Source organism: Streptomyces sp. NPDC104106, from assembly GCF_055584345.1.
Genome location: NZ_JBVJMF010000006.1, coordinates 244,643 through 271,416 on the forward strand (window position 1 = coordinate 244,643; position 26,774 = coordinate 271,416).

The following is a 26,774-nucleotide window of genomic DNA, read 5'->3' on the forward strand; positions in this document are numbered from 1 at the left end:
CTACGATCCGCCGCCGACCTGCTGGTTGTAGCCGGCCACGATGTTCTCCAGGGCCTTGTCGGCCGACTGCTGGCCGTTGACCGCCTTGCCCAGCTCCGTCTTGGTCGGGTCGGTGGTGAGGCTCTTGCCCTTCAGCACCCAGTTCGTCTGCGCGGTGTTGAAGTATCCGGAGATCGGGGCGTAGAGCGGGATCTCCTGGTTGTACAACTTGAAGGCCGTCTGCGCCGCCTCGGAGGTGAAGGGGTACTTCGGGTTCAGACCGCTCTCGACCGGGAGGAACCCGGAGGACTCGACCAGCTCGGTGTACTGCTTCGGCGCGTACACCCAGGCCAGGAACTTCTGCGCGGCGGTGGCCGCGGCGCCGTTGTTGTTGAACCCGACCATCATGCCGCCGCTGTTGACGTCGCTCGCCTGGACCGGCTCCGCGGGGGTGGGGACGCTGGCCCACTGGAACTTCTTGATGCTCTCCGCGAAGGCGGGAACCTGCCACACGCCGGACCAGTAGGCGACCACGTCACCGCTCTGGAACATGGCCGACGGGTCGGCGCCGCTGGTCCACACCGACTTCGGCATGGTCTTGTCGTCGTTCAGTCCGACGAAGAAGTTCACGGCCTTCCTGGTCGCTGCGTCCACCGAGAACGTGCCGGAGGAATCCGCGTGGACGTACTTCCCGCCGAGTTCGTACACCATGGCGCGGAGCCGGGACGGCGACTGGTCGAACGTCAGGGAGTACCTGGCGCCGGTCTTCTCCCGGACCGTGTTCGCCGCCTTGATGAAGTCGGTCCAGGTCCAGGTCCTCTGGGGCGAGGTCGGGACGGAGACGCCGGCCTGCTTGAACAGCGTCTCGTTGATGAACAGACCGGACGCGGTGACGTCCGAGGGGATGGACAGCACCTTCCCGGACGAGTCCTTGGCGGGGAAGTTGCCGTTGATGTTGTTGCTCTTGTCGTTGGCGATGGAGCTGAGGTCGATCAGCTTGTTCGACCAGATCGGATCCAGCGCGGGCACGTCCGCCACGTCGGGCAGAGCGTTCGCCTGCGCGGCGTTGTGCAGCTTCGTCGGGTAGCCGTCGTAGGGGATGTTGACGAGCTTGACGGTGACGCCGGTTTCCTTCTGGTACCGCGCCACCAGCTTCTTCCAGCCCGCGTCCTGCCCGGGGACCGTGGAGATCCAGAACGTCAGCGACTTGGAGTTCCCGCCCGATCCGGACCCCGACCCGCAGGCGGAGAGCAGAAGGGCGCCTGCCGCGGCAGCGGCAGCGAGGGGAACCACGCGGCGTATGCCGCCGCGGCCGAGTCGGCGGGAGCGCCGCACACCCACACTGGTCATCTTCGATCCCTTTTCGTCGTAGGGGACGGAGCACGGCGCCGACCGAGGCGGCACGGGTGCGTTTGCAGGAGATTTCGCTTTCCGGGGGCACGGCCTCGCCCGGCCGCGTCGCCTTGACCGGTGGGGTCCCCGGCCATGAGGGCCGTCGTCGCACAAGCACGCCCTCGTGCGGCTGCCGTACTTCGCGTACGGGCGGGAGGCTCACCCGGAGTCGGCGTCCCGGCCGACTTAGAAAGCGCTTGTCCGGACATTGGCAGATCGAGTCGGAGGCCGTCAATCCTTCGCCCCCGCGGCCTCGGTCACGGTTTGGACTCCTCGGGAGACCGCGAGCCGGGCGGCGCCCACGACCGTGCCGAGATCCCCGACCGTGCTGCTGACGACCTCGGTGGGCCAGCTCAGCCGGGCGAGTTCCGCCCGCACACCGGGCAGCAGCTGCGGGTCCGCGCCGGTGCTGCCGCCCAGCACGATCAGTCCGGGGTCCAGTACGGCGGTCACGGCGGCGGCGAGACGCCCTACGTCGGCGGCATGGCGGCCGATCACGGCGCGGGCCGCCGCCCGGCCCTCCCCGGCCAGGGCGAAGAGCTGCTCGGCGCTGCGCGGGCAGGGCCCGTCCTCGGCCGGCCAGGCCTCGGCCGCCCGCCGCAGGAGCGAGCGGGCACCGATGTACTCCTCCAGGGCCTCGTGGCGCGGCTCACGGCCGTCGTCCCAGGGGTAGGGCAGCCGGGCCAGCTCACCGGCGGCGCCGTTCGCCCCGCGCAGCACCTTGCCGCCGACGACGATGCCGAGGCCGACGCCCACGCCGACCCGCAGATAGCCGAAGGTCCCCCGGCCCCGCGCGGCACCCTCGTGCAGCTCGGCGAGGGCGGCGCAGTTGACGTTGTTCTCCAGGTGGACCGGGACACCCGGGGGCAGCGCGACGGCCACGGCGTCGAAGACCGGGCCCGCCTTGGCGGTCGCCGGACGCTCCCCCTCGCTCTCCGTGGCGGGTGTGCTGACGTCGCCGATCGCGACGACGATGGCCCGCAGCGGGGCCGCGGCGGGCAGCGCGTCGAGGGCCTCGGTCACCGCGTCCGCGGCCCCGGCCCGGGAGCCGGTGGCCTCGGCGAGCAGCGTGCCGTCCAGGGCGCAGCCCCGCACCCGGGTGAGGTCCGGGCCGAGATCGACGGCCAGGACCGCGCCGGCCTGCGGCCCGAGCCGGTAGACGGCGGCGGTGCGGCCGGTGCCGCTGGAGGCGGTGCCGGAGGGGGCGGCGAGCCCGGCGCTCTCCAGCTCCGCGACGGCGGAGGACACCGTCGGTTTGGACAGGCGGGCCAGGCTCGCCAGTTGTGGCCGGGTCGCGCTGCCCGCCTGGGCGAGCACGGCGAAGACCGCGCTCGCGCTCTCGGTCAGCCGGGGCGCCGCCACCACGTCGTGTTCCACGGTTCTCCCACAGGTCGCGTGAACTCTTGACGCACTGTACTTCGTTAGTTAATTTCCTAACGAACTTCACGGTACTCGCCTGCCGTACTCCGCCAGAGGCCCGTCCCGGGGCTTCCCGACCGCTCCAACCCCCTTGTCCTCCGGCACGGTTCGCCCGCCGTCGCAGCACCGCGCGCATCGAAGAACGACAGCGCACACGACGAAAGAGGTCCCGTGCGGGACACCACGCCCGTCCTGGTCGGCATCGACGTGGGCGGCACCAAGACACATCTGCGTGCCCTGGCCGGCCACAACCGGGTCGCCGACCACGTCCGTACGAGCAGCGGCTGGCGGCCGCACGATCCGGTCGCCGCCGCCGGCTGGCTGGCCCGGCTGACCGCCGAGGCCCTGCCGACCGGCCTGCGCCCGTCGGCGCTGGCGGTGGGCGGCCACGCCTGCGAGACCCCGCGCCAGTGCGAGCAGATCCGCACGGCCCTGCATCTCCACTTCGACGCGCCCGCGCTCGTGGTGGGCGACGCCGAACTCCTCGTCCCGGCCGCCGGGCTGGACAAGGGCGTCGGCCTGGTCGCGGGCACCGGTTCGGTGGCCGTGGGCCGGCGCGCCGACGGCACCGCCGTGCAGGTCGGCGGCTGGGGCGCGGTCCTCGGCGACGAGGGCGGCGCGGCCGGACTGGTCCGCGAGGCGGTGCGCGCCTGCTGGGCCGCCCACGATCGGGGCGCGGCGCCCGACGCGCTGGCGGCGGCCCTCCTCGACGCGTTCGGCGTGCCCGAAGTGCCCGCTCTGGGTGGGGCGTTGGAGAGTGCCACCGCCCCGTCCGCCGCCTGGGGCCGGCACGCGCCGGCCGTCTTCGCCGCCGCCGAGGCGGGCTCGGCGCTCGCCGGTGACGTGATCGCCGCCGGGGGCCGCTCCCTGGCCGCGCTGGTCGTACGGCTGGCCCGGCGGGGCGTGGCGGCCGACGACGTGGTGGTCGCGGGCAGCACGGTCCTCGCCCAGCCGCCGCTGTACGACGCCTTCACCGCCGCGCTCGCCGCGGAGCTGCCGTCGGCCCGGCCGGTGCCGCTGCGGGCGGCGCCGGTGGAAGGCGCGGTGACGCTGGCGCGCGGGCTGCTGTGACCGCGACGCCCGGACCCCACCGCCCGACGCACCGGCCCACCGGCCGGCCGACAGCGGCACACCGCCCCCGACTCCCCACGTCCACCACCACACTCACCGAGAACCCGCCACCGACCCGCCCGCCCCCTACAAGGACCACCCGCGCAAGGCGCCACAGCACTGGCCCACGGACCGGTGCCACCCCCACACCGAAACCCCACCGCACGACACACCGGACCACCCGCCGGCCGACAGCGGCATCCCCGCCCGACTCCCCGCGTCCACCACCGATCCACCGCCGAGCCGGCAGGAGGACTCCGTGCGCCGAACTCCCGCGTTCACCTGCCGCACAGGCGGAGATCACCCGGCGCGCCCCGCCGGTACACACCCCCGCCCTAGATATTCACTCGTTCAACTTGTCCCCCTCTTCCTCTTCTTCTCCACGGGATCGCACACCCCGGCACCCAGCGCCGGGGCTTCCCGTGGCCCGTCCCTGAGAGGCACAGGCATGCCGTCACCTGCCGGGCACCCTTCCTCCGTGCTCAACCGGCGCGGGTTCCTCACGACCTCGCTGGCCGCGTCGGCGGGCGTGCTCGCGGCCCCGGCCGTCGCCGTGTGGCTGCCAGCGGCCGACGCCAAGGCCGCGAGCGCGCCGGCCGCGTTCGTGGACGACTACAGGAGCAACGTCACCGGCAACCTGACGCCCGAGACCAACGCGGTGGTCCGGGCCCTCGGCGGCTTCGCCCCGGTGTGGAAGACCGGCTCCGCCTGGAACACCGGCGCCCCGCTGCGTCCTGGGATCCTCCGTGCCGACCTGCGCTACTGCGCCCGGACCACGGCCGAGCGCACCGACGCGCAGGCGAAGGAGGCGTTCGTCTACGACCGCCAGCACCAGAGTTACGCGATGATCGCGGGCCTCGGCCCGCTGGCCGGCCTCTACCGCACCGGCGCCCGGGCGGTCACCTCGATCACCAGCGCCCCCGACGGCACCCCGGCGACCACCGTCAGCGACGCCGTGCCCGCCGACGCCCCGGCCGGCTCGGCGCTCGGTGCGGGCGCCCACGACTCCGCGCTCGGCAAGGTCGCCGAACTCGTCGACACCCTGCGCGGCCCGTACGCCTCCGGCAACCCCGCCAAGTACGCCTTCCAGTACCCGCGTCCGTGGCGGCTGAACGAGAACAGCGAGGTCGTCGACACCGGCCGGACCGACGCGCTGGGCTTCCCGGTCTACGACTCCCCCGTGGCCGTCGCCCCGCAGCTGCTGCGCCAGCGCGGCACCTCCCCGGCCGACGACGGCGGCTTCCCGAGCGGCCACACCAACGCCTTCCACCTGGCGGCCCTCGCCTACGCCTACGCGGTGCCGGAGCGCTTCCAGGAGCTGGTGACGCGCGCCTTCGAGCTGAGCCACACCCGGATCGTGGCCGGTATGCACCACCCCGTCGACGTCATGGGCGGCCGGATCATGGCCACCGCCCTCGCCGCCGCCGCCCTCGCCGACCCGGCGAACGCCCGGCTGAAGGCTGCGGCCCGCGCGCAGGCCCTCGCCTACTTCACCGAACGGACCGGCACCACGGCCGACACGCTGTACACCTACGCGCACACCGGCGCCGACCCGTACGCCGACCGGGACGCCAACTGGCGTGCGGTGCGGCCCCGGCTGACCTACGTGCTCACCCGGCAGGGCCGCGAGGTGCCGATGACCGTGCCGAAGGGCGCGGAGGTGCTGCTGGAGACCCGGCTGCCGTACCTGAGCGCGGACCAGCGCCGCGAGGTGCTGCGCACCACCGCACTGCCCTCCGGTTACGTGCTCCTCGACGGCTTCGAGCAGTGGGGCCGGCTCAACCTGTTCGCGGCCGCGGACGGTTACGGCGCCTTCGACACGGACATAGCGGTCACGCTGGACGCGGGAGCGGGCGGCTTCTCGGCGGCCGGCGCCTGGCGCAACGACATCGGCGGGCGCGGCGGGCTGGCCAAGCGCGGCACCGGCACGCTCATGCTGACCGGCCGCAACCGCTACGCGGGCGGCACCGTGCTGGCCCAGGGCACGCTGGTCGCCGGGTCGCAGGACGCCCTCGGCCACGGGGACGTGCGGATCACGGACGGCACGCTGGGCGTCGCCGGGCGGCTTCGGGTGCGCGGGGCCTACGCGCAGGACGCGGGCACGCTGGAGGTCACCCTGCGGGCGGGCCGCAAGGCCCCGGTGACGGTCCGTCACCGCGCGGCCCTGGGCGGCACCGCGGTGCTGTCGCTGCGCCTCGACACCGAACGGCCGCCCGCCGCGGGCACCCTGCCGGTCCTCGACGTGCCCCGGCTGCGCGGCCGGTTCGCCCGGATCGAGGTGAACTCCGACCGGCTGCGGGCCGTACCCGTGTACACGGCAGAAGGTCTGTCGGTACGACTCGTGCAGCGGTGACGCCCCGGCGGCGGGAGCGGTGCGACAGTAGGGCCATGATCGGGCCCACGCACCCTCCCGCCGCCGTACGGCCGGTGCCACCGCGGGGCGGATGATGGCGCGCGCACAGCACCTGGTCCTCAGCCGGACGGTCCCCGCCGGGACGCCGGCCCGTCCTGACACCGGGCTGCGCCGGCACCGGCGGTGGCTGGTGCCGCTCACGGTGGCGCTGCTGCTCGCGCAGATGGCCGTGGCGATGGTGACGACGGCCGTCCAGCAGACCCCGACGATCGACGAGCCGGTGTACGTCGCGACGGCCACCGACTATCTGCACGAGCACCGCGTGCGCTACAACCCCGAGCATCCGCCGCTCGGCAAGCTGCTGATCGCGGCCGGGGTCGCGGTGGCCGGCCCGCGCTACGACCCGGCGTATCGCGGCACGCAAGGAGACGTGGGCCGGCATCTGCTGTACGAGTCGGGCAACGACCCCGGGCGGCTGATGCTGTGGGCGCGCCTTCCGGTGATCGCGCTGACGCTGCTCACCGGGCTGGTCGCCTTCGCGTTCGCCCGCGACCTGACGGGCCCGGCCGGCGCCCTGGTCACGCTCGCCCTGTACTCCTTCACCCCCGACCTGATCGCCCACGGCTCCCTGGCCACGCTGGACCTGCCGATGACCGGCTTCCTGCTGCTGTCGGTCCGGCTGCTGTGGCGGGCACGCCGGCGGCCCGCGCCGTACGTGCCCCTGGCCGGGGCGGCGCTGGGGGCGGCGGCGGCGACCAAGATGAGCGCGCTGCCCGCGGTCCCGGTGCTGATGGCGCTCGCGGCGCTGTCCGTGGCCGCCGCCCGCGCCGGGACCGGCCGGCGGCGCAGGGCGACGGCCGCGCTCGCCGGTGCGGGCGTCGTGGCGGTGGTGGCGGTCGCCGTCGTGTGGGTCTCGTACCTGGTGGTCGATCCGCGGCTGCGGTTCTCCCCGGCCGAACCGGTCCCCGCGCCGCACGGACTGCGCGGGCGGCTGGTCGACCTGCTGCCGCTGCCGCCCGCCTACCGGGCCGGGATGCGCGTGCAGTTCGCGTTCGAGGACTACCCGTGGCAGGGCTATCTGTTCGGGCACCTGTACACGGGCTCGCGCTGGTACTACCTGCCCGTCGCCCTGCTGGTGAAGACGCCGCTCGGCCTGCTGGCGCTCGGCGCGGCCGGTGCCGTGGCGGTCCTAGCGCTGCGGCGGCTGCGGCCCGCGGCGCCGTATCTGCTGCTGCCGCCCGGGGTGCTGCTCGCGGCGGCGATGACGGGGGCGCGGGACTTCGGGACGCGGTACGCGCTGTTCGTGCCGGTGTTCCTCGCTGTGGCGGCGGCCTGCGTGCCGGACTGCGTGCGGGCCCGGCTGCCGCGGTCGGGCCGGCGGTGGACGGCCGCCGCGACGGCGGCGCTGGTGCTGTGGACGGCGGTGAGTTCGCTGCGGACCTTCCCCTTTTACCTGCCGTACGCCAACGAGGCCTTCGGCGGTCCGGCCCGCACCCATCGGCTGCTGCACGACTCCAACGTGGACTGGGGACAGGACCTGGGCCGGCTCGCGGACCGGCTCCGGCGGGATTACCCGGGCCGGGGGGTGTGGCTGGTGTACAAGGGCAGCGGTGTGCCGTCGTACTACGGCATCCGCGCCGCCGATCCGCGCCAGGTGCCGCCGGACCGGGTGCACGGGCTGCTGGTGGTGTCGGACACGGCGGTCGCCAAGGCACGCGGCACCCTGGCCGAACTGATCGCCTCCAGTCGTCCGGTCGGCGACGTGGGTCATTCGATCAGCCTCTACCGGCGATGAGCACGTACGCTCAACCCGCTGGTCACAACAGTCGGTGAGCTATGTTGAGTGGTCGTGGCAGACAAAGGAGGCGGCCAGGTGCCCTCGCCGCAGCAGGCACGCGCACAGGCATCAGCGATCACCTCGGGCAAGACCGTGCCCGAGGCCGAGCCCGCTCCCACCTCCCGGCTCCGGGAACTGTTCGACGGCCCCCGCCTGTCACCTGGTCAGCGGCGCATCGCGCAGTACCTGATCGAGCACATCACCGAGGCCGCGTTCCTGTCGATCACCGAGCTGGCCGACCGGGTCGGGGTCAGCCAGCCCTCCGTCACCCGCTTCGCGGCGGCCGTCGGCTTCAGTGGCTATCCCGCGCTGCGCGAGACGCTGCAGTCGATCGCGCTGAGCGCGCTGGCGGGCGGCCCCGGCGAGGAGAACCGGGCCAACGAGCTGCAGGCGGCCGTCGACGCCGAGATCCAGAACCTGGAGAACCTGCGGCGCGACTTCGCCGACCCCGACCGGATCATCCAGGTCGGCCGCCTGCTGTCCCGCTCGGCCCCGCTGACCGTGCTGGGCCTGCGCATCTCCGTGTCCCTCGCCGAGTACTTCGGCTACGCGGCCCGCCGGATCCACCCCGACGTACGGCTGGTCACGCGCGGCGGCAGCGTGGCCTACGACGCGCTGCTCCAGGCCCACGAGGCCGGCGGCACCTGGGTGCTCGCCTTCGCCATGCCCCGGCACTCCCAGGAGACCCTCCAGGCGATCCGGGTCGCCCGCGGTGCCGGACTGAAGGTCGCGCTCATCACCGACCTGGCACTCGGGCCGCTGGCCGACGAGGCCGACATCACCTTCGCCACCGGCACCGGCTCGCGGATGGTGTTCGACTCCTACGCGGCGCCCGGTGTGCTCGCCGCGGCCCTGCTCCAGGCCATGACCGACGCCGACCCCGAGCGCACCCAGGCCCGGCTGGAGAAGTACGAACAGCTCTCCGAGCAGCACCAGTTCTTCATGAAGGACTGATCCGGCCACCCTGTGACGGGGAGCATCCATGGATCATCCTCCACAAAGCACGCATGAATGTTTTCATACGGCTTGCAAACCAGTCGGCATATATAAATACTGCTCGCACCACCGCCCCGAGAAAGCCGACGGACAGCCATGCGCACGCAAGATCCACCGCAGCGCCGGTTCCCGCTGCCCGGGGCTCCCGCACGGACGCCCGCGCCCGCCGTTCCTACCCACGGCGGGGCACGGGGCGTTCCGGGGCGCGCCGTCCGCGTGACGCGCCCGTGGCGGCCCCGGCCATCCCCTAGGCCGGGGCCGCCCCGCACTCGTCGACCACCCTCACGACGCCGCACACCGGAAGCGATGATCATGCCCCTGACCAGCACGCGCATCAGTCCCGACTGGCCCTGTCAGGTCAAGACCCCGGGCTCGTACGACTGGGAGCGCTCGGCGGCCAAGTGGCTGCGGGAGCTGATCCCGGCGCGCTACGCCAGCTATCCCGCGCTCATCCGCCACCCCGTGCTGCTCGCCCGGCACGCCCAGATCCAGGTCCAGCAGGAGGTCCGGGTGGCCCGGACCGCCCTGCAGACCGCGCGCGCCGAGCTGCCGATGCTCGGGCTGCCGGAGTCGGTCATCGAACACACCATCAAGCTGTACGCCGCGGAGGTCATGCAACTCCAGCACATCGCCCGCAGCGTGCGCGCGGTCAGCGACGCCCTGGCGGGCCGGACCGCCGGCCGCTGACCACCGGCCGCTCCCGGCACCCACCCCCGCGCCGACCGGGAGCCGACGGCCGGCTCCACCCGGGGCACCGCCGCTCCCGCGCCCGGACCCCTCGGGAGACCGCCGCCAGGCACTCACCCCACCCGCCCGGCAGCCGACCTCACACCGGACACCGAGTCATCGGCGTGCCGCACGAGGGCAACCCGATCCCCGCCGGACGGCCCCCCGCCCACGGACACCGGCGCCCACACCCTGCGGGGCCATGCCGCGCCGGTGCGTCCCTGGGCCGGTCTCAGGAACCGCCGGGAGACCACCGCCCGACACTCACCCCACGAGCACACCCCCACCCGCCCGGCGGCCGGCCGCACGCCGGACCCGTATCGTCGGCGTGCCGCGCCAGGGCACCCCGCGCCCGCCGCGGTGCCCCGATCCCCGCCGGACGGCCTTCCCGCCGGCCGTACCGTGCGGGGCCGCCGGATGCATCGCTCGGGTGGGCGTCGGCCGGTATCAGGAGTCGTCGCCGAGGGTCGTACGTGACTCAAGGGCCCGGCGGGTGTCATCGCCGTAGACGCCCGACTCGTCACCCCTGACGCCGTACCAGAGCTGGAACCGGGCCACGGCCGCCGTGAGGGTGGGACCGTAGGTGCCGTCGGTGGAGCCGCCGCGGTAGACGTCCGGGACGCGCAGCAGGCGTTCTTGGAGTTCGGTGACCTCGCGTCCGGTATCGCCCTGTCGGAGGGTGCCGGGGCCGTCGGGGTCGGAGCCGGTCGTGGGGGCGGCGGGGGCCGGCGTGGTGGCGGGCGGCGCGGTCGTCGCGGGCCGGGACGGCGCCGCGCTCGCGGCGGCCTCCTCGTGGGCGGGCAGCAACAGCGCGCAGCCGAAGCCCGCCAGCGCGGCCACGGCCACCGCGCCGACGAGGACCGCCCGGCGCGGGCCGGAGCGCCGGCCCGCGCCCGGTGGGACGGGCGGCAGTTCCTGCGTGTCGTCCTCGACGGCGGGCGCCGAGGTGACCGGCTCGTACGTCACCGGCTCCGGGCGGATCTCCCGCATCAGCTCCGCGAGGGCGTCGAACCGGCGGAGCCGCAGCACCCGGACCGGTTCCAACCCCGGTCCGGGGTACGGGCTTTCAGGATCGGTCGGTGTCGGCACTGACTCTCCTTCCGTCCCCGCCCGTCCCGTACGGGTCGCGGACATGTGAGGTCCCCGGGCTCGGATACGGCCCGCGCGGCGGCCCCGTTCAGACCGTCGCCAGGCGCTCAGGCACGCCACCTCATCCGCCCGCCGGGTGACCGTCACACCGAGGTGAGGGCGCCCTGCGCGAACCGGCCCAGGGATGCCGTGAAGGCTGCGACGAAAGCGTCCCGGGCCTCCTCCGGCAGCGCGTCCAGGGACAGGTAGGGGTTCAGGTCCTCCAACTCGACCAGCAGCAGTTCGCCGTCGCGGGTGCGGCAGGCGTCCACGCGCTGGATGCCGTGGCCGAGGTCGTTCCAGTCGATGAAGCGCCGGGCGAACTCCAGGTCGGCGGCGGTCGCGGCGTAGGGCCGCAGCTCCCATCGGCGCTCGGGGTCGGGGGCGTACAGGGCGTACTGGAAGTCGTCGTCGACGAAGTAGAAGGACGCCTCGTGGACGAAGTCGACGCAGGGCTGGATCAGCACCTCGCCGCCGGTCGCGGCGGCGGCCGCGGCGACCTGGCCTGCGGGCACGATCCGCAGGCCGACGGAGTCCGCGCCGAGCCTCGGCTTGACCACGTACCGCTCGGCGTGCGGCAGCCGGTGCAGTTCCTCGGCGCGACCGGCCGTCGGTATCACCGGCAGGCCCGCGTCGCTCAGGTCGAGCAGATACTGCTTGCCGGCCATGTCCGCCTTGCCGGTGAGCGGGTTGTACACCCGGGCGCCCGTTTCGAGCGCTCGCTCGCGGAAGGCGTCATAGGCGCTCTGGTAGCCGAGCACGGGCCCGCTGTTGCGGACGACGACGGCGTCGTAGCCGTCCATCAGCGCGGCCGCGTCCAGCGGGTGGCACAGGGCGAGGTCGAAGCGGGCGCGCAGCCGGGAGGTGAGGAAGATGTCCTCGTCGCAGTAGCGGCGGCCGCGGGCCCGGTACGCCAGGTCCGTGACGTAGAGCAGGCGGGGGCGGACGGCGGGCATACGGGATCTCCTCGGGACGGGCCGGTGCGGGGACGGCCGGTGTCCGCGTCCCGCCGCCGCAGACGCGAGCCTGTGGGCGCGGGCCGCTCCCGGCACGGTGCAGAAAGGTTACGGCGCAGCGGGGAGGCGGTTTCGAGCGGGGCCGTTCCGGGCGGCCGGCCCTTCCGGTGCGGTGACGCGACGCGATCACGACGATCACAGGGTGATCGATCGCTCAGCGCCCCCTCGGCCCGGAACCCCTGCCACAGGTCAGGAGCCGGCGGTGGGCGCCCGGCCGCCGCACGAGGACCGGATGCGCAACTCGGGGAGCGGATCGAGGTGTTGCCGGGGCCCGGTATGCCGTCGGCCGTCCTGTTCCGCGAGGCGGCGCGGCTGGAGCTTCGCGGCGAGTTCGCCGGCCGCGCGGGTGGACGGGGCGCCGACGCTCAGGGGCACGTCGGCGAGGGCGGCGACCTCGTCCTCGTAGGCGATGAGCGCGTCGTGGAGCGCCCGGAGGCGGGGGGCGAGCACGATGGCGCCCTCGTCGCTGTGCACCAGGGCCGCGTTCGAGCACCCGCTACCCGCTCATGGCGTTGGTCGACGTGTTCTGATGGCAGCTTCACAGCACTCAGTTCCCCTCGAAGGGCCTTCCGGCTGCACCGAGTGTCACACCCGCCGCCCGGGTGCTACGTTCCGTTCATGAGCTCCAGCAGCGCGGCGCCGGCCGCGAAGCCGCCGATGCGGGAGGCCCTGGTCGCGGCGGCCTTCCGGCTCTTCGTGGAACGCGGGTACGAGCAGACGACCGTCGACGACATCGTGGCCCTGGCCGGGGTCGGCCGGCGCTCGTTCTTCCGCTACTTCCCCTCCAAGGAGGACGTCGTCTTCCCCGATCACGAGCGCTGCCTGGCCGACATGACCGCCTTCCTCGCGGCGAGCGGTGCCGAGCACGAGCCGGTGCGGCGGGTGTGCGACGCGGCCCGGCTGGTGCTGCGGATGTACGCGGAGAACCCCGCGTTCTCCGTGCAGCGCTACCGCCTCACCAAGCAGGTGCCGGGCCTGCGCGCCTACGAGCTGTCGGTGGTGTGGCGTTACGAGCGCGCACTCGCCGAGTACCTGCGGGGACGGTTCGCGGGCCTGCCCGACGGCACACTGCGGGCCGATGTGATCGCGGCCGCCGTCGTGGCGGCGCACAACAACGGCCTGCGCTCCTGGCTGCGCTCGGACGGCGAGGGCGACGCGGGCGCGGCGGTGGACCACGCGCTGGGCTATGTGCAGAAGGCGTTCGGGCGGTCCGCCGGGGCCGCGCCTCCCGTCGCGCCGGCGGCTCCCGCCGGCGCGCGCGTCGGCCCCGTACCGAGCGGCGGACCGGCGGACGATTCCGCCGACGTGGTGGTGCTGGCCTGCCGCCGGGACGCTCCGCTGTGGCGGGTGGTGCAGGAGTTGGAAGAGGCCTTCGGCCGGGTCTGACGGGGCGGGTTTCCCTCTCAAGAAGGGTACGCAGTGCCTTTACGAGTGACACTCAGTGCCATAGTCTGTCGATGTGCGCGGTAGCACGGCTCCGGCGCACACGTGTGCCCGGTGCGCGCCGGACACGCGGGATTCCGGCCGAGCGCAGGGAGTTGACCAGCGTGTACCACCACTCGACAGAGGCCTCGCATCCGGCGGGCGGCGCCGCGGCGGGCGTGCTCGACCCCGTCTCCGTCTCCGTCTCCGCGGACTCCAAGGACGCCCTCCTCTTCCAGCGCTGCACCTGGTGCGGCACCGCGATGTACCACCGGCTGCTGTGTCCGGTGTGCCAGGGCAGTGAACTGCGCACCGAGCGCAGCGAGGGTGTGGGGACGGTCCGGCACTCCACGGTGCTGCACCGCAACACGCCCGCCGCGCGCAATGTGTCGCTGGTCGAGATGGCCGAGGGGTTCGTGGTCCGCGGGCGGGTCATGGGCCCGCCGGTCGGCATCCACAGCGGCGACCGGGTCCGGTTGTCCACCGCCAAGGACCCGGTGCGCGGGGAGCCGGTGTTCCAGCTGATGGACGAGCCGTACCGGGCCTGGACCTGACGCGCCCGGCGCAGCGCGGATGCCCGAGACGAGAGGGCGGGCCGGGGCGGCCGTATGCCACCGTGTGCGCGTGCACGGGTAGCCTCAACCCCAAGGCAGTCCGGTACAGGGGGAGTTGATGGCGGTCGTCGTCGTGGGTGCCGGGCTGGTCGGGGCGTCGGTGGCCTACCACCTGGTGGCCCGGGGTGTGCCGGTCACCCTGGTGGACCGGGCGACGCGGGTCGCCGCCGGAGTCACGGGTGACTCCTTCGCCTGGATCGGCGGAGCGGGCGGTGACTGGCCCGGGGGCGCGGCGGGGCTGCGCGGTTCGGTGCTGGCGGACTGGCGGCGGCTGGAGACCGAACTGCCGGAGGTCCGGGTGCGATGGACGGGATCGCTGCGGTGGGCGTCCGGGGAAAGGTGGCCGGAAGCGGTCGACGGGCCGGGGCAGGCAGAGGGGACGGAGAGCGTACCCGTGGGCCCTGAGCGGATCGGGGACCTCGAACCCCGGCTGCGCACTCCCCCGCCGGTCGCCGTGTACACGCCCTCCGACGGCGGTGTCGACCCGGTCGCGGTCACCGAGGCCCTGGTACGGGCGGTACAGGCGCGCGGCAGCCGGGTGGTGCTCGGCGCGTCCGGGGTGGCCCTGCGCGTCGTCGGCGGGCGGGTGACCGGCGTGGACACCGCGGACGGCTTCCATCCGGCGCACACGGTCGTCCTGGCCGCCGGTACCGGCGTCAACGCGCTCGTCTCCCCCCTCGGTGTCTCCCTTCCGGTGACCGCGTCACCGGCCCGGCTCGTGCGGCTGTCCGCGCCGCCCGGCCTGGTGGGCGGCATCGTCGCCGGCCCGGACTTCGAGGTCCGCGAAGTCGCGCCGGGCCGGCTGCTGATGACGCTCCCGGCATCGCTCACCGCGTCCGTCGAGGGCCGGCGGGGCCCGGCGGTGGACCCACGGGCCCTCCTGCGGGCCGCCTTCACCGGCGCCGACGCCTGTCAGGTCGTCGGCTCCCACGTCGCCGACCGGCCGATGCCCGCCGGCGGCCCGCTCATCGGACCGCTGCCGGCCGGCTGCTCGCCGCCCACCGGCCTCCCCCGGCCCACCGGCGATTCGCCACCCCTCGACAGCGCGCACACCGGGAGTTGGCCGTCCGCCGGCAGTTCACTGACCACCGGCGGGTCGGTGTACCTCGCCGTCGCCCACTCCGCCGTGACCCTCGCACCCGTGATCGGCCGGCTGGTCGCGGCCGAGATCGCCACCGGGCGGCCGGAGGCTCAACTGCGCGCGTGCCACCCGCGCTTGTCTTGACCGCATCATGTGATTGATTACCTTCGCTTTACTGGTGGTCCCTGCCCGGCAGTCGCGCGCGAGCAAACACGGTCAGCCGCAAGCCAGTTGGCCGCAGGATGCGCTCGCCGCTGTCACCGCGTGAGGGTCACCCGGATCCCGACGGTGCCGTCCAGACCGCGCCGCAGCCTGCTGCCGAGCAGGGTGAGGCGGCCGAGGATGCCGTACTTGCGGGCGATCAGGTCCCGGTAGCGGGCCGTGGTGGCCGGGTCGGCCAGCACGGCGGTGGCCGGCTGCTGGTCGCCGGTGGGGTTGCCGCGCACGTCGCAGGGCCCGACGAGGACGTCCGCGCGGCGCCGGATCCGCTTGACCTTGAAGCTGTCGGCGGCCGTCCACACCCCGAGCGCGTCCCCGTCCCGGACCACCCACACCGGGGTGGCGACCGGGGTGCCGTTCATGCGGTAGCTGGTGACCAGCAGGTATTTTCCGGAGCCGAGCCGGTCCAGCCGAGTGTCGTCCATGCCCGGCAGTCTAGGAGTCCGTCCCCGCCGCGGGCAGTGCCGCCGCCATGCGCCGTACCGCCTCGGTGAGGATCTCGGGCGAGGTCGCCAGGTTCAGCCGTACGTGCCCCGCGCCGCCGGTGCCGAACGGCAGCCCGGAGTTGAGGGCGACCCGGCCGCGGTCCAGGAAGACACGCGCGGGGTCGTCGCCGAGACCGAGGGCACGGCAGTCGAGCCAGGCCAGAAACGTCGCCTCGGCCGGGTGCGGGCGGACGGCGGGCAGGTGCTCGGCGAGCAGGCCGGCGAGCAGCCGCCGGTTGCCCGCGAGACCGCTCAGCAGGGCGTCCAGCCAGCCGGTGCCGTCCCGCAGGGCGGCGGTGTGGGCGATGACGCCGAGGTGGCTGGGGCCGTGGCTGACCTCCTCGGGCAGCCGGGCGAGGTCGGCCGCGGCCCCGGGACCGGCGAGGGCGAGGGCGGCCTTGAGGCCGGCCAGGTTCCAGCCCTTGGAGGCGGACATCAGGGACAGCCCGCGGTCGGCCCCGGGCACGCTCAGATACGGCACGAAGGCGGCGCCCGGGGCGACGAGCGGGGCGTGGATCTCGTCCGCGACGACCCGGACGCCGTAGCGTTCGGCGAGAGCGGCGACGGCCGCCAGTTCACCCGCGGTGTGGACGGTGCCGGTGGGGTTGTGGGGGCTGCACAGCAGGAAGGCGGCCCGGCCGGTGCCGGCGGTGGCCTCCCGGAACGCGGCCTCCAGGGCGGCCGGGTCCAGGCGCAGGTCTGGCCCGAGCGGTGCTTCGGCCACTTTGCGGTCCATGTGGCCGATGAACTGGAAGAACGGCGGGTACACCGGCGGGTTCACGATCACCGGGTCGCCGGGCCCGGTGACCAGTCTGATCATCTCGACCACACCGAGCATCACGTCCGGGACGATCGCGGTGCGCTCGACCGCGATACCGTCCCAGCCCCAGCGGTCGGCTGCGAACGCGGCCAGCGCCTCGGCGTACGCCGTACCGGCGGGGTATCCGGTGTCGCCGAGGGCGAGCGCGTCGGTGACGGCGCGGACCACCGGCTCGGCGAGCGGGACGTCCATCTCGGCCACCCACAGCGGCAGCACGTCCTCGGGGTAGGTGCGCCATTTCATGCTGGTACGGCGGCGCAGCCGCGCCAGGCCGAGGGCGCGCAAGGGGTCCGGTTCGCCGTGGGTGCCGTGCGCTGTGCCGGTCATGGGCTCACGATAGGCGGCCGGGGCGGCGGCGGAAACGGCCCGGAAGGCCGGAGTGCCGGACGGTGATCGACTCGGGCGTCCGGAGTGCGCCATGACCGAATGAACGCGCCGCCCGTCCGGCCCTCCTCAAGGCTCCACGAGCCGACAGACGTGACCGACGACCCGGCGGCCGCCCACGAGGCGGCCATGTCGCTGCGCAGCCGCATCAACACGGGTCAGCCGCACACGCGGCTGCACCCGGGCCTCGGAAAGTGCGCGGACCGGCTTTCCTGCTCGCGCCGGCGCCCGGAGCACGGGCACGGGGCGGAGCCGGAGGAGGCCGCCGTGTTCGGCGGGGTGGCGCGCAAGAACCGAGCCGGGCTGAACACCCGGGCTCCGCGCCGCGTATGGAGGTACGGGCCCTCGACGAGCCGGGGGCCTGGCGCCGCCGCCCGGGCGGCGCGCGTTCGGGTTCGGCTTCGGGAGCCACGCATGCGGCACGCACGACGACGCATCGTCCGGCGAGTGACACGCCTGGCGGCGGTCGGCGGACTCCTCCTGGGGGGCGCGATGGTCACCCAGGCGGCCATGGCGAGCGAGCCCCCCGCGGCCGCCACGAGACCGCTGTCCTCGCCCGCCGTCACCGGGGACACCGGCGCCGCGCTGGTGGCGCGGCTCGGCACGGGCCGTACGGCGGGCAGTTGGATCGGCGCCGACGGGCGGCCGGTGGTGGCGGTCACCGATGACGCGGCGGCGCGGGCGGTGCGCGGCGCCGGGGCCGCGGCGAAGGTCGTGGCGCACAGCATGGACCAGCTCAACTCGGCGACGGCCGCGCTGCGTTCGGCGCCCCGGGTCGCGGGCACCGCGTGGGCGGTGGACTACCGGACCAACCGGGTCGTGGTGAGCGCGGACCGCACGGTGTCGAAGGGCGACTGGTCCCGCATGAGCCGACTGGCCGCGAAGATCGGGGGCTTCGTGCGGATGGAGCGGACGGCGGCCACGTTCACCACGCGGCTGAACGGCGCCCAGCCGATCCTGTCGACCGGTGGCCGCTGCTCGGCCGGGTTCAACGTGACCGACGGGGCGAGCGACTTCATCCTCACCGCCGGGCACTGCGGTCCGGCGGGCTCCCTCTGGTTCGCCGGCGCCCAGGGGGACCGGCAGTTGGGGCAGACGGTGAGCAGCACCTTTCCCGGAAACGACTTCTCGCTCGTGAAGTACGCCTCGGGCCGCGCGGGTGACGGCGCCGACGTCGTCGCGATCGGCGGCGGCAACGGGGTGCGGATCACGGGGGCCGCCGACGCGACAGTGGGGCAGCGGGTGTTCCGCAGCGGAAGCACCAGCGGGCTGCACGACGGCACGGTCACCGCGCTGAACGCGACCGTGAACTACCCGGAGGGCACGGTCACCGGGCTCATCCAGACCACCGTGTGCGCCGAACCCGGGGACAGTGGCGGGCCACTGTTCTCCGACGGCATCGCCCTCGGCGTCACCTCGGGCGGCAGCGGGGACTGCACGACGGGGGGGACGACGTTCTTCCAGCCGGTGACGAAGGCGCTGACGGCGCTGAACGTCAAGCTGATCGTGTCGGCCGGGAGCGCGGGCAGTGCCGCCCGGAGCGCGGCCCCCTCCCCCGCGCCGTCCGCTGCGGCGACCCAGGCCGCGATCGCGCCGGGCGCGGTGACGCCGGGCTCGACGGCACCGGTGGCGGGCGGCGGGAACGAGACACTGCTGGCGCGGCTGACGAACACGCGCACCCTCGGTCCGGGGCTGCTGGTCATCGGGGGCAGTCTGATCGCGCTCGTCGCGACCCGGTACATCCGGGCCGAGCAGGACCGCAAGGCCTACCAGCAGTACTACTCGGCGACCTGGGGCTGACCGGGACACGGCAAGGGCACCCGTGCGTTCACGGGTGCCCTGGAGGATACGGTGGGGTGAGGTGACGGCGCGGCCGGCCCGAGGTCGGTCAGGCCGCCCGCTTCGACCGCGGGGTCGCGGCGGCCCATTCCATCACGAGGCGCTGGTACTCCGCGCGCTGCTCGGTGGTCAGTGTCCCGCCCGACCGGCGCCACAGGGCCCTGATCTCCTCGTTGACCTCCGCGGCCGATCGCGCGGGGCGCTCGGTGACGGCTTCAACAGTGGTGGACATGCTGTGAAGCATATGCCGATCGACGTGAAGGCGCTGTGAGCAAGTACACTCGATGCGGACATTTCGGACCGTGTTGCTCATCACGTCGATCGATCCACGCGATCTGTCAATCCCGGCACCGGAGTTCACACCCTCCCCTCACTCTCAGGTGCCCGGCTTGCGGCCGTAGACGAAGACGTCGTCGCCCTTCCTCAGCAGCGACCAGTACTTCTGGGCGTCCTTGGTCGTCATGTTGACGCAGCCGTGCGAACCCGGAGGGTTCCACATGCTCAGACCCACCGAGTGGAAGGCCTGGCCGCCGTCGAAGAACTGGCTGTAGGGCATCGACACGTTGTAGAGGGTGGAGACGTGATGGAGGTCACGCCAGTAGACCTTCTTCAGGCCGGTGCGGGTGACGTACCCCTTGCGGCCGGTGCGCACGGGCACCGGTCCGTAGACGACCTTCTTGCCGTCCTGGATCCAGCTGAGCTGGAGCGTGAGATCGACACAGGCGATCCGGCCCTTGTTCACCGGGCACGCGCCGTTGCTGTTCGGGTTGTTCCCGACGGCCTTCTGCTTGTTCATGAGGTCCATCACCCCCCAGGTGACGGACCCGGCGTAGCCGATGTCCGGCGTGATGCCGTACCTGTCCTGGAAGGCCTTGATCGCCCGGCAGTCGGCGGCGGACTGCTTGCCGTCGACGGGCCGGCCGAGGAACTTCTCCACCTGCTTCTGGTACGGCCCCGCCTGTGTGGTGCAGCTCACGGCCGCCTGGGCCGGCGCGCTGGTGAGGGCGAGCGTGAGCGGCGCCACCAGTCCCGTGACTCCCAGCGCGACGACACCCCGTCTGCGTTTGTCCCCCATGTCCCTGTCCCCTTCTCCCCTTGGCTCTCTCCCCGGGCCGCCCGGGACCCGCCCCGGGCGCTTCCCACTCGCTTCCCACGATGTCGGGCTGCTAGACCTGCGCGGGGGCCCGGGGGTTGTGGTTCCGGTCAGTCCGTGACGAAACGGTGAACTTCGTCCCCGCGCAGCCGGCCGGCTGGGAGCCTGCGGCCGTAGGCCACCAGCAGCAGGTCCTGGCCGCGGCCGTACAGGGGCGCGCCGGTGCCGAGGGTCCAGTCGAGGTCGTCGGCGCACAGCCGGACGCCGGTGAGATCGGTGCCGAAGAACCGGAAGGCACGCGGGTCGACGGCGTCGAGGAGCAGCCGCAGCCGGTCCTCGGGGACCCGCCGGTCCAGGCCCAGGGCGACGGTGATGTCCAGGCCGTGCACGACGTCGTGCCCGAGGGCCGCGGTGAGCCCGCCGACCGGGGGCTTCCACGGGTGGCGGGCGTGGATGCGCAGGAACGCGGCCAGCTCGGCGTCGGTGTGGGCCGCCGCGTCACGCCGGGCGAAGCGGTCGGTGGTCCGGTGCAGGCTGCCGCCCGCTCTGACCAGTCCCGCCAGCACCTTCGCGGTCGAGTGGCGGAACCCCATCGACATGTGCGCCACCGCCTCCCGCACCCGCCAGCCCGCGCACAGACTGGGCGCCTCCCACTGCACGGGCGTCAACGACTCGAAGACGACGGCCAGTTCGCGGCGCTCGGCGGCGATGGCGGCGGTGACGGTGGTGTCTGCTGCTCTCCCCATGACTCCAGGGTCGTGATCACCCCGGCGGAAGTCCAAGACATGATCCGTCTGGCAACTAGCATCAGTGGTTATGGAGTTGCGGCAGCTGCGGTACTTCGTGACGGTGGTGGAGGAGGGCGGATTCACCCGGGCCGCCGGGTGCCTGCACCTGTCCCAGCCGGGGCTCAGCGCCCAGATACGGCAGCTGGAACGGGAGTTGGGGCAGCCGCTGCTGGACCGCTCGGACCGCCGGGTGCGGCCGACGGAGGTGGGCGAGGCGGTACTGCCGTACGCGCGTGCGGCGCTCGCGGCCGTCGACGGGGTGCGGCAGACGGTGGCGGAGTACTCCGGTCTGCTGCGCGGCCGGGTCGCCGTCGGTCTCGTGCCCGGCACGCTCGCGCACGCCTTCGACGTGGCCGGGCTGCTGGCGGACTTCCATGCGGCGCATCCGCACATCGAGGTCACCCTCACCGAGGACACCTCGGTGCGGATGCTGGCCGCGCTGCGCCGGGGCGAGCTGGATCTGGCGGTGACCGGGGTCGCCGACCGGGAGCCGCCGCCGGGCCTCGCCACGCTGGTGGTGATCGACGAGCCGCTGGTCGCGGCGGCCGTCCCCGGGCATCGCCTTCTCACCGCGCAGGCGGACCCGGACGGCGTCCCGCTGACGGCGCTGGAGGGGCACCGGCTGATCTGTCTGCCGCGCGGGACCGGCACGCGGACGGTCCTGGAGCGGCTGTGGGCCGAGGCGGGCCTGCGGCCGCACGTCGCCTTCGAGGCGGCTACCCCGGACGCGCTCGCCCGCCTTGCGCTGCGGGGCCTCGGCGTCGCCGTACTGCCCGGCCGGGGCGCCCGGCCCGGCCTGGACGCCGTCGCCCTCGGGGACGCGCGGGCCCGGGGGCGGGTGGCGCTGGCCTGGCGGGCGGAGGGACCGATGGCGCCGGCGGCGCGGGAACTGCTGCGGCGGCTGCGGAAGGGAATGACCGGCGGATGAGCGCCGGGTCCTCGCCGTCGCCGGGTAAGGGCTCGCCGTCGCCGCTCGCCCGGTCCGCGAGCCCCCTTCGGCCCGGGGCCCACGGTCCGTCGTCCCACCGGGTACGACGGATCACCGGTACCCGGTGACGTCGGCCGGTTCGCCCGCGTCCTGGATCTCGGCCAGATAGCGCCAGGCGTCGGGCCGGCTGCCGTCGAGGTCGGTGAAGCCGTACACCCGGGCGAGGCCGCCGCTGGACAGGGACTGCCCGTTGAAGCGGGCGACGCCGGGATCGGCGGCGAGGGCGGCGACGGCGCGGCCGGCGAAGCGCGGGGTCTCGGAGATGGCGAAGTGCGGCTCCTTCTCCAGGGCGTCGCGCCAGTTGTCCTCGCGGACGCCGAACAGGTCGAGCATCAGCTCCGAGCGCAGCCAGCCGGGGGTGAGCGCGACGGCGGTGGCGCCGCGCGGGCCCAGCTCGTGGCCGAGGGCGAAGGCCATGCGCAGGACGGAGGACTTGGCGAGGTCGTAGAAGAGGTTCACGCGATAGGTGCCGCGGTTGTAGTCGGCTGTGCCGTCGGTGACCTCCACGACCAGGCCGCCGGGCCGGCGCAGCAGCAGGGGCAGCGCGTGGTGGCTGGTGACGGCGTGTGTCTCGACCGCCAGCCGCAGGAGCCTGAGGCCGTTGTCCAGGTCGTGCTCCCAGACCGGGGTGTCCCACTCGAAGAGCTTCTCGCCGCCCCAGATGTCGTTCACGAGGATGTCGAGGCGGTCCTGTTCGTCCGCGACGCGGTCCACCAGGGCTCGTACGGCAGCGTGGTCGAGGTGGTCGACGGCTACGGCGATGCCCCGTCCGCCCGCCGCGGTGACGAGGTCGGCGGTGTCCTCGATCGTCTCGGGGCGGTCGTACTCCGAGCGGCGGGCGCGGGTGCTGCGTCCGGTGACGTAGACGGTGGCGCCGGCCGCGCCGAGTTCCACGGCGATGCCGCGTCCGGCGCCCCGGGTCGCCCCGGCGACCAGCGCCACCTTGCCCTGCAGCGGTCCTGACATGTCCGGCCTCCTGTGCGGTACGGCTGCTGTCGTCCGCCACTGTCCTGGGAAAACCGGACATCCTCTGTCGGTATGGGACGGGGTTGCGTCCCGGAGGCGCCCGGACGGGGGCCGGGCGCAGCGGAGGTCAGTGCCCGCGGGCGATCCACTCCTCCAGGTGGGGTGCCTCGGCTCCGATGGTGGTGGACTCGCCGTGCCCGGTGCGGACCTCGGTCCGCGGGGGCAGGGTGAGGAGCCTGTCCCGGATGGAGTCGATGATCGTCGGGAAGTGCGAGAAGGAGCGTCCGGTGGCGCCGGGGCCGCCCTTGAAGAGGGTGTCGCCGGTGAAGACGGTGCCGAGTCCGGGGTCGTACAGGCAGACGGCTCCGGGGGCGTGTCCCGGGGTGTGCAGGACGGTGAGGTCGGCGCCGGCCGCCTCGATGACCTGGCCGTCGAGCAGGTGCCGGTCTGGTTCGCGGTGCGGGTGGGTCTGCCGCCACAGCGGCAGGTCGTCGGGGTGCAGCCAGATGACGGCGCCGGTGCGGTCGGCGAGGGCGGGGGCGGCGTCGATGTGGTCGTTGTGCGCGTGGGTGCACACGATCGCGGTGAGCCGGCGGTCGCCCACGGCGTCGGCGATCGCCTCGGCGTCGTGGGCGGCGTCGATGACGATCGCCTCGTGGTCGTCACCGACGATCCAGACGTTGTTCTCGACGTCCCAGGAGCCGCCGTCGAGGGTGAACTTCCCCGCGGTGACGAGGCGTTCGATGCGGGCGGTCATCACAGCACCACCACCGAGCGCAGCACGTCACCGTGGTGCATGCGCGCGAACGCCTGCTCCACCTCCTGCAGTCGGATGGTCTCGGTGACGAACGCGTCGAGCGGGAGACGGCCCTGCAGGTGCAGGTCGATCAGCATGGGGAAGTCGCGGGAGGGCAGGCAGTCGCCGTACCAGCTCGACTTCAGGGCGCCGCCGCGGCCGAAGACGTCCAGCAGGGGCAGTTCGAGCTTCATCTCGGGAGTGGGCACGCCGACGAGGACCACGGTGCCGGCCAGGTCGCGGGCGTAGAAGGCCTGCTGGTAGGTCTCGGGGCGGCCGACGGCCTCGATGACGACGTCGGCGCCGAAGCCGCCGGTGAGCTCGCGGATCGCCTCGACGGGGTCGGTCTGCTTGGAGTTGACGGTGTGGGTGGCGCCCAGCGTGCGGGCCTTGTCCAGCTTGCGGTCGTCGATGTCCACGGCGATGATCCTGGCGGCACCGGCGAGGTTCGCCCCGGCGACGGCCGCGTCGCCGACGCCGCCGCAGCCGATGACGGCGACGGAGTCGCCCCGGCCGACGCCCCCGGTGTTGATCGCCGCGCCGATGCCGGCCATGACCCCGCAGCCGAGCAGACCGGCGACCGCCGGGGAGACGGCCGGGTCGACCTTGGTGCACTGGCCGGCGGCGACGAGCGTCTTCTCGGCGAAGGCGCCGATCCCGAGGGCCGGGGAGAGTTCCGTGCCGTCGGTGAGGGTCATCTTCTGCTCGGCGTTGTGGGTGTTGAAGCAGTACCAGGGCCGGCCGCGCAGGCAGGCGCGGCATTGTGCGCAGACCGCCCGCCAGTTGAGGATGACGAAGTCACCGGGTGCCACGTCCGTGACGCCCGCGCCGACCGACTCCACGACACCGGCGGCCTCGTGGCCGAGCAGGAAGGGGAAGTCGTCGGAGATCCCGCCCTGCTTGTAGTGCAGGTCGGTGTGGCAGACGCCGCAGGCCTGGACGCGTACGACGGCCTCGCCGGGCCCGGGGTCCGGCACCACGATCGTCTCGATCCGTACGGGCTCGCCCTTCCCCGGTGCGATCACGCCGCGGACTTCCTGCGCCATGCTCTGGCCCCTTCCTTCGATTGCCTTCGCTGCCGACCCTACGTGTGACCGAGGGGTAGCGGGGCGGACCACGACGGTGATCGTGGATCTTTCCGGAGGAGCATCATCCCGGTGTTCGCCGAGACGCTGGGCGGCATCCGCGCGCGCCTCGGCCCGTATCCCGAACTCCCGTCGGCCGGCGTGATGTTCGCGGCCGACGGCACCCGTACGGCGGCGCTGCTGGACCGGGCGTCGTACGCCGGGCCCGCGCTCCTCGCGCTGCAGGTGGCGCAGTACCGGCTGCCGCGCAGCTGGGGCGTCCGGCCGGACGTGGTGTTCGGGCAGGCCGCCGGACGGATGGCCGCCGCCCATGCCGCGGGCGTCTTCTCGCCGGCGCAGGCCTGCCACGCCGTGGGCACGCCGGCCCGCCTTCGGGACGGCCTGCCCGATCCGGCACCGGGCCGCCGCGGCACGGGCAGGATCCTCGCCAGCCTGCACCCGCGCCCGGTGGGCGCCGGGATCGCCGAGCCGGGGTTCCGGATGCGGCGGGCGCCGCCGCGGTTCGCGGACACGGCGGGTGCGCCGCACCGCGCGGTGGTCCGCACCTGGCTGGAACTGGGCCCCGGCGACATGCTCGTCCGCCTCCTCCCGGCCTGCCTGCCGGACGGGCCGGCCACGGCCATCGCCCTGTCCCGGGACTGGGCCGCGCTGCGGGCGGAGCCGGGGACCGGAACACGGCGGCGGACAGCAGGCCCGTGACCGGAGCCGCGGGGCCGGTGACCTGGTGCGGTTCCTTCAGCTGGTCGATCCGGTCCGGCGCGCCCATCTGCCGGGAGGCGTGCGGCACCTGGGCCTTGTGCGCGGCGGGGATGCCGCTGACGGTGAGCGCGTCGCGCACGGTCATCGGGTTGATCAGCTCCTGTCCGGTGTGCTCGCGCCGACCGCGTTCGCCAGGGGCGCAGGGCCCCGGCCGGACACGGGTGGCGGACCGCGCTCCCCCGTGGGGCGGAGGCGTCCGGCTGCGCTTGCCGTGGCCGCCGGGCCGGGGGAGCCTCGAAGGGTGGAGGCCGCGCGGTCCGCTCCCCACCGGGCCGCGGGCGCCTGAAGGAGGTCACCATGGGCACCGCGACAGGCTCCGCCTTCGACACCGAGAAACTGCGCCGGGCCATCGAGGGGACGACCGGCAACTCCCTGCTCGCGCTCTACGCCGACGACGCGGACGTCCGTATCGTCGACCACAACAACCAGCCCAGCCATCCCACCGTCCTGCACGGCCGGGGCCAGATCGCCCAGTTGCTGCACGACATCTACAGCCGCGACATGACGCACAAGCTGGCTCAGTGCGTCGTGCAGGGTGATCATGTCGCCTTCAGCGAGGTGTGCCAGTACGGCGACGGCACCAAGGTCCTGGCCGAGTCGATGATCACGCTGCGCGACGGCAAGATCGCCGACCAGCTGATCATCCAGGCCTGGGACGAGTAGCCGTACCCGCGCATGACGGGCGGCGGAAGGAGAAGTGCGAGGGTCCAGGTCAGCTCCCGGCTGGCCTGGACCTTCTCTGCCCGCGCCGGCTTCGGAGGGTTCGGGTTCCGGTCGCTGCGCTCGCTCCTGGGGATCACCCGTCCCCGCCCGCTCCGGCGCGCCCGCAGGACCCGGCACCGCTGGGCCGCACGCGTCCGCCGTCCGGCAGGGGAGCCACGCGCGCGCCGCGCACGGCATCCTGCTCCAGCGCCCGGTCGGCGACCACGCCGACGAGCGGGCGGCCTTCGAGGCAATAGCGCCGGAGAAGGACGTCGACGGGGTGACCTTCGCCTCCTTCGCCACGATGAGCTTCGGGCTGCCCGGCTTCGTCTCCTGCACGCCCGGCGGGATCATGCGGCTGCTGGACGAGTACGACGTCGATCCGGCCGGGCAGCGGGCGGGGGTGGTGGGCCGCAGCGCGATCCTCGGCAAGCCTGTGGGCATGCTGCTCCTGGCCCGGGACGCGACCGTGACCTACTGCCACTCGCGCACCCGGGACCTGTCGGCGGCGGTCCGTGAGGCCGACATCGTCGTGGCCGCCGTCGGCCGGCCCCGTCTGATCCGCGGCCAGGGCATCAAGCCCGGCGCGGTCGTGACCGACGCGGGGTACAGCCCGGGCAACGCCGGGGACGTCGACTTCGGCTCCGCCGTGGAGCGGGCCTCGCTGATCACGCCGGTGCCGGGCGGCGTCGGTCCGATGACGATCGCCGCCCTGCTGGAGCAGACGGTCGCGGCCGCCGCAGCGGCGGCAGGTTGAGGACCGGCGGTCAGGTCCAG

General features: G+C 73.9%; 25 protein-coding genes and 1 pseudogene. 13 read left to right on the forward strand and 13 right to left on the reverse strand.

What is annotated here, in order from left to right:
• Together ACZ60X_RS16950 and ACZ60X_RS16955 are read right to left on the reverse strand one after the other, a co-directional pair.
• Nucleotides 1-1,329: an extracellular solute-binding protein gene (locus ACZ60X_RS16950; protein WP_469598886.1), complete on the reverse strand. Its 1,329-nt coding sequence runs from the start codon at nucleotides 1,327-1,329 to the stop codon at nucleotides 1-3.
• A 273-nt stretch (nucleotides 1,330-1,602) separates the two neighbouring features.
• Nucleotides 1,603-2,748 carry an ROK family transcriptional regulator gene (locus ACZ60X_RS16955; RefSeq protein ID WP_469598888.1) on the reverse strand — a complete coding sequence of 382 codons (1,146 nt, stop codon included), beginning with the start codon at nucleotides 2,746-2,748 and terminating at the stop codon, nucleotides 1,603-1,605.
• Nucleotides 2,749-2,961: 213 nt separating this feature from the next.
• Here ACZ60X_RS16955 and ACZ60X_RS16960 point away from each other — a divergent pair, with 213 nt between their 5' ends.
• The 5 genes from ACZ60X_RS16960 to ACZ60X_RS16980 all read left to right on the forward strand — a co-directional run bounded on the left by ACZ60X_RS16960 (nucleotide 2,962) and on the right by ACZ60X_RS16980 (nucleotide 9,773).
• On the forward strand, nucleotides 2,962-3,861 hold the full coding sequence (locus tag ACZ60X_RS16960; RefSeq protein ID WP_469598890.1) for an N-acetylglucosamine kinase: 900 nt from the start codon (nucleotides 2,962-2,964) through the stop codon (nucleotides 3,859-3,861).
• A gap of 487 nt (nucleotides 3,862-4,348) precedes the next feature.
• The gene (locus ACZ60X_RS16965; RefSeq protein ID WP_469598892.1) at nucleotides 4,349-6,253 is read left to right on the forward strand and encodes a phosphatase PAP2 family protein; all 1,905 of its coding nucleotides are present in this window, start codon (nucleotides 4,349-4,351) and stop codon (nucleotides 6,251-6,253) included.
• Nucleotides 6,254-6,344: 91 nt separating this feature from the next.
• Entirely contained in the window at nucleotides 6,345-8,048 is a 1,704-nt protein-coding gene (locus ACZ60X_RS16970) for a phospholipid carrier-dependent glycosyltransferase (protein WP_469598894.1), read from the forward strand.
• A gap of 78 nt (nucleotides 8,049-8,126) precedes the next feature.
• Nucleotides 8,127-9,044, forward strand: a complete 918-nt coding sequence (locus ACZ60X_RS16975) for a MurR/RpiR family transcriptional regulator (RefSeq protein ID WP_469599236.1) — start codon at nucleotides 8,127-8,129, stop codon at nucleotides 9,042-9,044.
• A 348-nt stretch (nucleotides 9,045-9,392) separates the two neighbouring features.
• Nucleotides 9,393-9,773 (forward strand): hypothetical protein, encoded by a 381-nt coding sequence (locus tag ACZ60X_RS16980; protein WP_469598896.1) that lies wholly within the window; start codon nucleotides 9,393-9,395, stop codon nucleotides 9,771-9,773.
• A 486-nt stretch (nucleotides 9,774-10,259) separates the two neighbouring features.
• Here ACZ60X_RS16980 and ACZ60X_RS16985 read toward each other — a convergent pair whose 3' ends face one another.
• The 3 genes from ACZ60X_RS16985 to ACZ60X_RS16995 form a co-directional block, all read right to left on the reverse strand.
• Nucleotides 10,260-10,901 carry a peptidoglycan-binding domain-containing protein gene (locus tag ACZ60X_RS16985; RefSeq protein WP_469598898.1) on the reverse strand — a complete coding sequence of 214 codons (642 nt, stop codon included), beginning with the start codon at nucleotides 10,899-10,901 and terminating at the stop codon, nucleotides 10,260-10,262.
• A 143-nt stretch (nucleotides 10,902-11,044) separates the two neighbouring features.
• On the reverse strand, nucleotides 11,045-11,896 hold the full coding sequence (locus ACZ60X_RS16990; RefSeq protein ID WP_469598900.1) for an ATP-grasp domain-containing protein: 852 nt from the start codon (nucleotides 11,894-11,896) through the stop codon (nucleotides 11,045-11,047).
• A gap of 249 nt (nucleotides 11,897-12,145) precedes the next feature.
• Nucleotides 12,146-12,430, reverse strand: coding sequence for a hypothetical protein (locus tag ACZ60X_RS16995; RefSeq protein ID WP_469598902.1), 285 nt, complete (start codon nucleotides 12,428-12,430; stop codon nucleotides 12,146-12,148).
• A 144-nt stretch (nucleotides 12,431-12,574) separates the two neighbouring features.
• Here ACZ60X_RS16995 and ACZ60X_RS17000 point away from each other — a divergent pair, with 144 nt between their 5' ends.
• From ACZ60X_RS17000 to ACZ60X_RS17010, 3 genes are all read left to right on the forward strand, one after another.
• A complete protein-coding gene (locus ACZ60X_RS17000) occupies nucleotides 12,575-13,342 on the forward strand; it encodes a TetR family transcriptional regulator (protein WP_469598904.1) in 768 nt (255 codons plus the stop codon).
• A 161-nt stretch (nucleotides 13,343-13,503) separates the two neighbouring features.
• Nucleotides 13,504-13,932: a Zn-ribbon domain-containing OB-fold protein gene (locus ACZ60X_RS17005; protein WP_469598906.1), complete on the forward strand. Its 429-nt coding sequence runs from the start codon at nucleotides 13,504-13,506 to the stop codon at nucleotides 13,930-13,932.
• Between the two features lie 118 nt (nucleotides 13,933-14,050).
• A complete protein-coding gene (locus ACZ60X_RS17010) occupies nucleotides 14,051-15,217 on the forward strand; it encodes an NAD(P)/FAD-dependent oxidoreductase (protein ID WP_469598909.1) in 1,167 nt (388 codons plus the stop codon).
• Nucleotides 15,218-15,330: 113 nt separating this feature from the next.
• On the opposite strand, the gene ACZ60X_RS17015 is transcribed toward ACZ60X_RS17010, so the two are convergent.
• Complete coding sequence (locus ACZ60X_RS17015) at nucleotides 15,331-15,717, reverse strand: PPOX class F420-dependent oxidoreductase (protein WP_469598911.1); 387 nt, start codon at nucleotides 15,715-15,717, stop codon at nucleotides 15,331-15,333.
• A 10-nt stretch (nucleotides 15,718-15,727) separates the two neighbouring features.
• On the reverse strand, nucleotides 15,728-16,924 hold the full coding sequence (locus ACZ60X_RS17020) for a MalY/PatB family protein (protein WP_469598913.1): 1,197 nt from the start codon (nucleotides 16,922-16,924) through the stop codon (nucleotides 15,728-15,730).
• Nucleotides 16,925-17,395: 471 nt separating this feature from the next.
• Here ACZ60X_RS17020 and ACZ60X_RS17025 point away from each other — a divergent pair, with 471 nt between their 5' ends.
• On the forward strand, nucleotides 17,396-18,781 hold the full coding sequence (locus ACZ60X_RS17025) for a S1 family peptidase (protein WP_469598915.1): 1,386 nt from the start codon (nucleotides 17,396-17,398) through the stop codon (nucleotides 18,779-18,781).
• Nucleotides 18,782-18,869: 88 nt separating this feature from the next.
• Here the strand turns inward: ACZ60X_RS17025 and ACZ60X_RS17030 are convergent, their stop codons facing one another.
• The 3 genes from ACZ60X_RS17030 to ACZ60X_RS17040 all read right to left on the reverse strand — a co-directional run bounded on the left by ACZ60X_RS17030 (nucleotide 18,870) and on the right by ACZ60X_RS17040 (nucleotide 20,659).
• Nucleotides 18,870-19,064 (reverse strand): hypothetical protein, encoded by a 195-nt coding sequence (locus ACZ60X_RS17030; protein WP_469598917.1) that lies wholly within the window; start codon nucleotides 19,062-19,064, stop codon nucleotides 18,870-18,872.
• 132 nt (nucleotides 19,065-19,196) lie between these two features.
• The gene (locus ACZ60X_RS17035) at nucleotides 19,197-19,895 is read right to left on the reverse strand and encodes a L,D-transpeptidase family protein (protein WP_469598919.1); all 699 of its coding nucleotides are present in this window, start codon (nucleotides 19,893-19,895) and stop codon (nucleotides 19,197-19,199) included.
• 128 nt (nucleotides 19,896-20,023) lie between these two features.
• Entirely contained in the window at nucleotides 20,024-20,659 is a 636-nt protein-coding gene (locus ACZ60X_RS17040; RefSeq protein WP_469598921.1) for a maleylpyruvate isomerase family mycothiol-dependent enzyme, read from the reverse strand.
• 70 nt (nucleotides 20,660-20,729) lie between these two features.
• On the opposite strand from ACZ60X_RS17040, the gene ACZ60X_RS17045 reads away from it, so the two are divergent.
• Complete coding sequence (locus ACZ60X_RS17045) at nucleotides 20,730-21,629, forward strand: LysR family transcriptional regulator (protein ID WP_469598923.1); 900 nt, start codon at nucleotides 20,730-20,732, stop codon at nucleotides 21,627-21,629.
• Nucleotides 21,630-21,740: 111 nt separating this feature from the next.
• Here ACZ60X_RS17045 and ACZ60X_RS17050 read toward each other — a convergent pair whose 3' ends face one another.
• From ACZ60X_RS17050 to ACZ60X_RS17060, 3 genes are all read right to left on the reverse strand, one after another.
• Nucleotides 21,741-22,655 carry an SDR family oxidoreductase gene (locus tag ACZ60X_RS17050; protein WP_469598925.1) on the reverse strand — a complete coding sequence of 305 codons (915 nt, stop codon included), beginning with the start codon at nucleotides 22,653-22,655 and terminating at the stop codon, nucleotides 21,741-21,743.
• A 127-nt stretch (nucleotides 22,656-22,782) separates the two neighbouring features.
• Nucleotides 22,783-23,412 carry an MBL fold metallo-hydrolase gene (locus ACZ60X_RS17055; RefSeq protein WP_469598927.1) on the reverse strand — a complete coding sequence of 210 codons (630 nt, stop codon included), beginning with the start codon at nucleotides 23,410-23,412 and terminating at the stop codon, nucleotides 22,783-22,785.
• Nucleotides 23,412-24,497 carry an S-(hydroxymethyl)mycothiol dehydrogenase gene (locus tag ACZ60X_RS17060; protein WP_469598929.1) on the reverse strand — a complete coding sequence of 362 codons (1,086 nt, stop codon included), beginning with the start codon at nucleotides 24,495-24,497 and terminating at the stop codon, nucleotides 23,412-23,414. Before ACZ60X_RS17060 ends, ACZ60X_RS17055 begins: the two co-directional genes overlap by 1 nt.
• Before the next feature lie 111 nt (nucleotides 24,498-24,608).
• On the opposite strand from ACZ60X_RS17060, the gene ACZ60X_RS17065 reads away from it, so the two are divergent.
• The 3 genes and pseudogenes from ACZ60X_RS17065 to ACZ60X_RS17075 form a co-directional block, all read left to right on the forward strand.
• The gene (locus ACZ60X_RS17065) at nucleotides 24,609-25,235 is read left to right on the forward strand and encodes an acyltransferase domain-containing protein (protein WP_469598931.1); all 627 of its coding nucleotides are present in this window, start codon (nucleotides 24,609-24,611) and stop codon (nucleotides 25,233-25,235) included.
• Between the two features lie 357 nt (nucleotides 25,236-25,592).
• Entirely contained in the window at nucleotides 25,593-25,958 is a 366-nt protein-coding gene (locus ACZ60X_RS17070; RefSeq protein WP_469598933.1) for a nuclear transport factor 2 family protein, read from the forward strand.
• A 226-nt stretch (nucleotides 25,959-26,184) separates the two neighbouring features.
• A pseudogene (locus ACZ60X_RS17075) lies at nucleotides 26,185-26,754 on the forward strand (bifunctional 5,10-methylenetetrahydrofolate dehydrogenase/5,10-methenyltetrahydrofolate cyclohydrolase); the annotation flags it as partial.
• Nucleotides 26,755-26,774 lie beyond the last annotated feature (20 nt).

What these genes read in the sequence shown, in the direction of transcription:
- ACZ60X_RS16950 (WP_469598886.1), bottom strand. Translation starts at nt 1,329, where the DNA reads ATGACCAGTGTGGGTGTGCGGCGCTCCCGCCGACTCGGCCGCGGCGGC.
- ACZ60X_RS16965 (WP_469598892.1), top strand. Translation starts at nt 4,349, where the DNA reads ATGCCGTCACCTGCCGGGCACCCTTCCTCCGTGCTCAACCGGCGCGGG.
- ACZ60X_RS16970 (WP_469598894.1), top strand. Translation starts at nt 6,345, where the DNA reads ATGATGGCGCGCGCACAGCACCTGGTCCTCAGCCGGACGGTCCCCGCC.
- ACZ60X_RS16980 (WP_469598896.1), top strand. Translation starts at nt 9,393, where the DNA reads ATGATCATGCCCCTGACCAGCACGCGCATCAGTCCCGACTGGCCCTGT.
- ACZ60X_RS16990 (WP_469598900.1), bottom strand. Translation starts at nt 11,896, where the DNA reads ATGCCCGCCGTCCGCCCCCGCCTGCTCTACGTCACGGACCTGGCGTAC.
- ACZ60X_RS17000 (WP_469598904.1), top strand. Translation starts at nt 12,575, where the DNA reads ATGAGCTCCAGCAGCGCGGCGCCGGCCGCGAAGCCGCCGATGCGGGAG.
- ACZ60X_RS17010 (WP_469598909.1), top strand. Translation starts at nt 14,051, where the DNA reads ATGGCGGTCGTCGTCGTGGGTGCCGGGCTGGTCGGGGCGTCGGTGGCC.
- ACZ60X_RS17015 (WP_469598911.1), bottom strand. Translation starts at nt 15,717, where the DNA reads ATGGACGACACTCGGCTGGACCGGCTCGGCTCCGGAAAATACCTGCTG.
- ACZ60X_RS17020 (WP_469598913.1), bottom strand. Translation starts at nt 16,924, where the DNA reads ATGACCGGCACAGCGCACGGCACCCACGGCGAACCGGACCCCTTGCGC.
- ACZ60X_RS17025 (WP_469598915.1), top strand. Translation starts at nt 17,396, where the DNA reads ATGCGGCACGCACGACGACGCATCGTCCGGCGAGTGACACGCCTGGCG.
- ACZ60X_RS17030 (WP_469598917.1), bottom strand. Translation starts at nt 19,064, where the DNA reads ATGCTTCACAGCATGTCCACCACTGTTGAAGCCGTCACCGAGCGCCCC.
- ACZ60X_RS17035 (WP_469598919.1), bottom strand. Translation starts at nt 19,895, where the DNA reads ATGGGGGACAAACGCAGACGGGGTGTCGTCGCGCTGGGAGTCACGGGA.
- ACZ60X_RS17040 (WP_469598921.1), bottom strand. Translation starts at nt 20,659, where the DNA reads ATGGGGAGAGCAGCAGACACCACCGTCACCGCCGCCATCGCCGCCGAG.
- ACZ60X_RS17045 (WP_469598923.1), top strand. Translation starts at nt 20,730, where the DNA reads ATGGAGTTGCGGCAGCTGCGGTACTTCGTGACGGTGGTGGAGGAGGGC.
- ACZ60X_RS17050 (WP_469598925.1), bottom strand. Translation starts at nt 22,655, where the DNA reads ATGTCAGGACCGCTGCAGGGCAAGGTGGCGCTGGTCGCCGGGGCGACC.
- ACZ60X_RS17055 (WP_469598927.1), bottom strand. Translation starts at nt 23,412, where the DNA reads ATGACCGCCCGCATCGAACGCCTCGTCACCGCGGGGAAGTTCACCCTC.
- ACZ60X_RS17060 (WP_469598929.1), bottom strand. Translation starts at nt 24,497, where the DNA reads ATGGCGCAGGAAGTCCGCGGCGTGATCGCACCGGGGAAGGGCGAGCCC.
- ACZ60X_RS17070 (WP_469598933.1), top strand. Translation starts at nt 25,593, where the DNA reads ATGGGCACCGCGACAGGCTCCGCCTTCGACACCGAGAAACTGCGCCGG.